The organism is Enterobacter cloacae complex sp. I1M, from assembly GCF_014982425.1.
GTDB lineage: Bacteria > Pseudomonadota > Gammaproteobacteria > Enterobacterales > Enterobacteriaceae > Enterobacter > Enterobacter intestinihominis.
The window spans coordinates 361-5,277 of sequence record NZ_JADCLG010000015.1; the positions used below are offsets into that span (position 1 = coordinate 361).

The window sequence follows — 4,917 nt, forward strand, 5'->3', positions numbered from 1 at the left end:
GGGGCTGGCGTATTCCGTTCGTCTTCTCTGCCGTGCTGGTGCTGATTGGCCTGTACGTGCGCGTGTCGCTGCACGAGACGCCGGTCTTCGCTAAAGTCGCCGCGGCGAAAAAGCAGGTTAAAGTTCCGCTGGGGACGCTGCTGACCAAACACCTCCGCGTGACCGTGCTGGGTACGTTCATCATGCTGGCGACCTACACGCTGTTCTATATCATGACCGTGTACTCCATGACCTACAGTACCGCCGCCGTACCAGTCGGACTGGGCCTGCCGCGTAACGAAGTGCTGTGGATGCTGATGATGGCGGTTATTGGATTTGGCGTGATGGTGCCCATCGCGGGCCTGCTGGCGGATAAATTTGGCCGTCGTTCAAGCATGATCGTCATCACCTCGCTGATCATCCTGTTCGCACTGTTTGTCTTCCCGCCGCTGCTGGGTTCAGGTAGCCCTGCGCTGGTGATGGCGTATCTGCTGATTGGTCTGAGCCTGATGGGGCTGACCTTTGGCCCAATGGGCGCGCTGCTGCCGGAGCTGTTCCCGACTGAAGTGCGTTATACCGGCGCGTCGTTCTCCTATAACGTTTCGTCTATTCTGGGCGCCTCGGTGGCCCCGTATATCGCCACGTGGCTTCAGGCGAACTATGGTCTGTTCTATGTGGGTGTCTATCTGGCGGCCATGGCAGCGTTGACGCTGATTGCGCTGCTGCTGACGCACGAAACTAAGCATCAGACTCTGTAAGCGAATGCCGGGTGGCGGCTACGCCTTACCCGGCCTACGATTCACATGTAGGCCGGGTAAGCGCAGCGTCACCCGGCAAGAACAGGCCACACCTTACTTCTTCATCTGCGACAAAATCGTCCGACACTGATTCGCTTCGCCTTCTGACGGCGAAATCAACGCCAGCAGCGCCGCCGCAGGGGTGACCAGCGTGGCGAGGGCGGCGGCAACCGCACCGCGCGCAATCAGCGGCCCGGCCTTCACGCCCGCCTGCGGATCTTTGAAGGTCCCGCGAACGTAGAGCGGCGAGCGCAGGGTGATGATGCGAATGCCTTTACTTTCCGGATCGATGGTTAAATCCAGCTGCTCGGACGCCATGCTGGCGGTACCGGTGATGTTGATAACCGCGTTTTCCGTGTCGAATGCGAAAATCTGCGGACGCGCCACACCGTTGACCAGGTCCACGTTTGCCGCCGCGCAGTTCACGCGCACTTCATCGTCTCCGAAGATTTGTCCGACGATGAAGTTACCGACGTTCAGCCCCAGGATCTCCATCAGGTTACGGCTCACCAGCCCGTCGTTCATTAGCAGCTTCAGGTTGCCGTTTCCGCTGCCTAACAGCGCGGCCACAGAGTTACCCGTGCCGCGAATATCCGCATCGCCGTTCATCTCACCGAGGGTTTTCTGCATCAACTCCACGTCCGGCATCAGCTCTTTCAGCTTCAGACGACGCGCCTGGATCTCCGCCCTTCCCTGCATCGGCTTTTTATCCCCCTCCAGGTGGATATTCGAGGAAATGGTTCCCCCGGCCATGCCAAACTTCAGCGGTTGCAGGCGCAGATCGGCGTTTTTCAGGATGATATGGGTCGAGAGGTTGCTCAACGGCAGCGTGCTGCCATGCTCAATTTTACGTCCTTTGAAGCGCACGTCCGCATCCATTACGTCCCACTTGTCGGTTTCGAAGCGGTCATAGGGCAGCACTTTACCCGCAGGCTGAGCGTCCTTTTTGACCTCTTTTGACTTCGTGCCTTTACCCGAATCTACGCCAATCAGCGGACCAAGATCGGCCAGACGCAGCTGGCGGGATTCAACGTCCCCCTCCAGTTTCGGGCGCGGTTTTCCGGTGGTGTAGGTCAGCGTGCCGTGTATATCGCTATCGCCGATGCGGCCGTTGAACCCCCGGTAGTCAAAGACGGACGATTTTTCAGCGTCGATTTTTGCGACCAGCCGCCCGTCCGTTTCAAACGGCGGGGTATCCGGCAGCAGCACGCCGGTGAGATCGTACAGTTCACCCAGCGAATCCCCGGCAAACTTAAGCTGGAGGTCGACGCCGCCCATGTTCATCGGGTCGTTAACCGTGCCCACGAACGCCACGCGGGTATTGCCCGAGCGGAAGTCCGCCTGCACCGGGAATGGCGTACCCTCGCTCCTGAGCGCCAGCATACCGCCGATTTTGCCTTTACCGGTCAGTGGCTGGCCGTTGTAGCGCCCTTTCGCTGTCAGGCCGAAGACGTAATCGCCAGCTTTGCTGTCATCGCCTTTGGCTTTGCTGCCCGTCACTTCGCTAAACGGCAGCGGCTTGCCCAGCGGATCGACGAGGATCTCCACGTCAGCCTTACTTACTTTATCGTCAATGGCGATCCGCCCCCGATCGAACAGAATATTGTCGAGGCGGAAGGACCATGAAGAGGGCTGCGCATTCGGATCTTTATCGCCGCTGCTGGCGAGATCGAACGTCCAGTTATTGGTTTTCTCCGACAGGCGAATCAGCCGCGCGTCGGGCTGCTGAAGTTTGATCCACGGCAGATACACCGTTTTGGTTAACAGGGCTAACGGCGCCAGCGTGGCTTCCACGCGCGGCAGGTGGATCATGGTCACTTCGGGGATGTCCGGCGGGTTGCCAAGAATGATGTCGTCAGCGTGAACGTGCGGCCAGGGCACCCAGCTTCGCCAGCCGGTTTCCTCTTTCTGACGCTCCCACACGACCCCCAAATCGCCACGTATTGCGAAGGGGCGGTTTAGCTCGGTCGAGACTTTCTGGTTGATGGTCGGTTTGAGGCGGTTCCAGTCAAACGTGGCGATAATGATGATTAAGACCACGATCAGCAACAAGAAAATCCCTGCTGTCCAGGAAATCACCCTGGTTGTTTTTGTCATTGTTGTCCCCTTTCCTGATGAACTTGCCTTTAAAACTATAGTTCAGACAAAGGGAAGCGGGCAGATCAGAGGGTGGTTATCACCTTTTCCAGGGTATCCATGGGGACAGGACGAGAGAGGAAATAACCCTGTGCCGCCGCTGCCGGAGAATTTTGCACGTCGCGCCACTCTTCCAGCGTTTCCACGCCTTCCACAATGACGCCCTGGCAATAGCGGTTCATCAGTTGCAGGAGCATCGTAAACAGGTTCCGTCCTTCCGGTGTCTGGCGCAGCATGATAAACAGATCGCGGGCCACTTTGATGTAGTCATAACGCACTTCGCTCAGGGCGGAGAAGTTGGCCATACCGGTACCGAAATCATCCAGCCACAGCGGGCCAAACTCACACATCGAGGCAAATGAGGAGTCCTGCGGCAGCTGAACATGTTCCACCAGCTCGAAGCGCATCCACGGCAAGGTGGCAATCAGCGCCTGCAGCGTCGCATTCTGACGTAACGCCATCAGGGTTGGACCATCCACGTTCACCGAAGCCAGAATACCGTGCTGCTCGAAGAACGCCTGCTTCGTCGCCAGCATTCTCAACTGCTCTTCCAGCACGTCGATGCGCTGACGCACGGCAACCTCCGCAAAATAGCGGTCCGGCGCGATACGCTGCGAAGGGTTCGATGGATGAGTGACGACCGTTAACACCTCAATTGCCATTAACCGACCGTCAGTACGGTAGATAGGCTGATAGGTATACGCTCGCTCACATTGCAGCCAGTAGCGATGCTCCTGCAAGTTCTCAATACTTGCCTCAGGCGTAGTGCTCAGCCGCTGGATAACCTGCTCTGACTTCATTTCGGATGTCCTGTTGTATGGGATAGCCTTTCTGGACTCGTCACTGAGTTATCGGCCCGCCAGGTGAGAACTTTATGTTCAATTCAGCGGGAAAATGAAATTAAGATGACAGAAATATGCCGGAACACGCGCTGGCTCAAAAAAAATAATGGAACGTCGTTTTAATATGGTTGACCGTAAAAAACACACAGCGCACACTACCCTTAATTACTCTGTTCAGGTTCACGACTATGTCTAAGAAAATTGCCGTGATTGGCGAATGCATGATTGAGCTGTCCCAGAAAGGCGCGGAAGTCAGCCGCGGTTTTGGCGGCGATACATTGAACACCTCCGTTTACATTGCCCGTCAGGTCGCCCCCGACGCGCTGAGCGTGAGCTACGTTACCGCGCTGGGAACGGACAGCTTCAGCCAGCAGATGCTGGAGGCCTGGCAGGGTGAAAACGTTGAAACTTCGCTGATCCAGCGAATGGAAAACCGTCTGCCGGGTTTGTACTACATCGAAACCGACAGTACCGGCGAGCGCACCTTCTATTACTGGCGTAATGAAGCGGCTGCCAAATTCTGGCTGGAAAGCGATGCCGCCGCTGCGATTTGCGAAGAGCTGGCCACCTTCGATTACCTCTACCTGAGCGGGATCAGCCTGGCGATCCTGAGCCAGCAGAGCCGTGAAAAGCTGCTGTCACTGCTGCGCGAATGCCGTGCCAACGGCGGTAAGGTGATTTTCGATAACAACTACCGTCCGCGCCTCTGGGCCAGCCGCGAAGAGACGCAGCAGGTGTATCAGCAGATGCTGGAATGCACCGATATCGCCTTCCTGACGCTGGACGATGAAGATGCCCTGTGGGGTGAAAAGCCGGTTGATGAGGTCATCGCCCGGACGCAGGCCGCTGGGGTCAGCGAAGTGGTGATTAAGCGCGGGGCGGAGTCTTGCCTGGTGGCGGTGGCGGGTGAAGCCGTGACAGAGGTGCCGGCGGTGAAGCTGGCGAAAGAGAAAGTGATTGATACCACTGCGGCGGGCGATTCTTTCAGCGCGGGGTATCTGGCGGTACGTTTGACGGGAGGTACGCCAGAAGCGGCAGCGCAGCGCGGACACTTGACGGCCAGCACGGTGATTCAGTATCGCGGAGCGATTATTCCGCGCGAGGCGATGCCTGCTTAAGGAATGGGCGGGCTGATGCCCTCACCCTAACCCTCTCCCACAGGG

General features: G+C 57.6%; 4 protein-coding genes. 2 read left to right on the forward strand and 2 right to left on the reverse strand.

From position 1 onward, the window contains the following. Nucleotides 1–737, forward strand: a 737-nt coding sequence (locus INF86_RS09680; RefSeq protein WP_140415122.1) for an MFS transporter, incomplete at its 5' end; no start/stop codon positions are given. A gap of 93 nt (nt 738–830) precedes the next feature. Here INF86_RS09680 and INF86_RS09685 read toward each other — a convergent pair. After that, nucleotides 831–2,873, reverse strand: coding sequence for an AsmA family protein (locus INF86_RS09685; RefSeq protein ID WP_023298835.1), 2,043 nt, complete (start codon nt 2,871–2,873; stop codon nt 831–833). Nucleotides 2,874–2,938: 65 nt separating this feature from the next. Beyond that, the gene (gene pdeH / locus INF86_RS09690) at nt 2,939–3,712 is read right to left on the reverse strand and encodes a cyclic-guanylate-specific phosphodiesterase (RefSeq protein ID WP_015571521.1); all 774 of its coding nucleotides are present in this window, start codon (nt 3,710–3,712) and stop codon (nt 2,939–2,941) included. A 230-nt stretch (nt 3,713–3,942) separates the two neighbouring features. On the opposite strand from pdeH, the gene INF86_RS09695 reads away from it, so the two are divergent. After that, complete coding sequence (locus INF86_RS09695) at nt 3,943–4,872, forward strand: sugar kinase (RefSeq protein ID WP_022649722.1); 930 nt, start codon at nt 3,943–3,945, stop codon at nt 4,870–4,872. Nucleotides 4,873–4,917: the final 45 nt, after the last annotated feature.

Coding starts and splice junctions, on each gene's coding strand:
- pdeH (WP_015571521.1), bottom strand. CDS start 3,712: ATGAAGTCAGAGCAGGTTATCCAGCGGCTGAGCACTACGCCTGAGGCA.
- INF86_RS09685 (WP_023298835.1), bottom strand. CDS start 2,873: ATGACAAAAACAACCAGGGTGATTTCCTGGACAGCAGGGATTTTCTTG.
- INF86_RS09695 (WP_022649722.1), top strand. CDS start 3,943: ATGTCTAAGAAAATTGCCGTGATTGGCGAATGCATGATTGAGCTGTCC.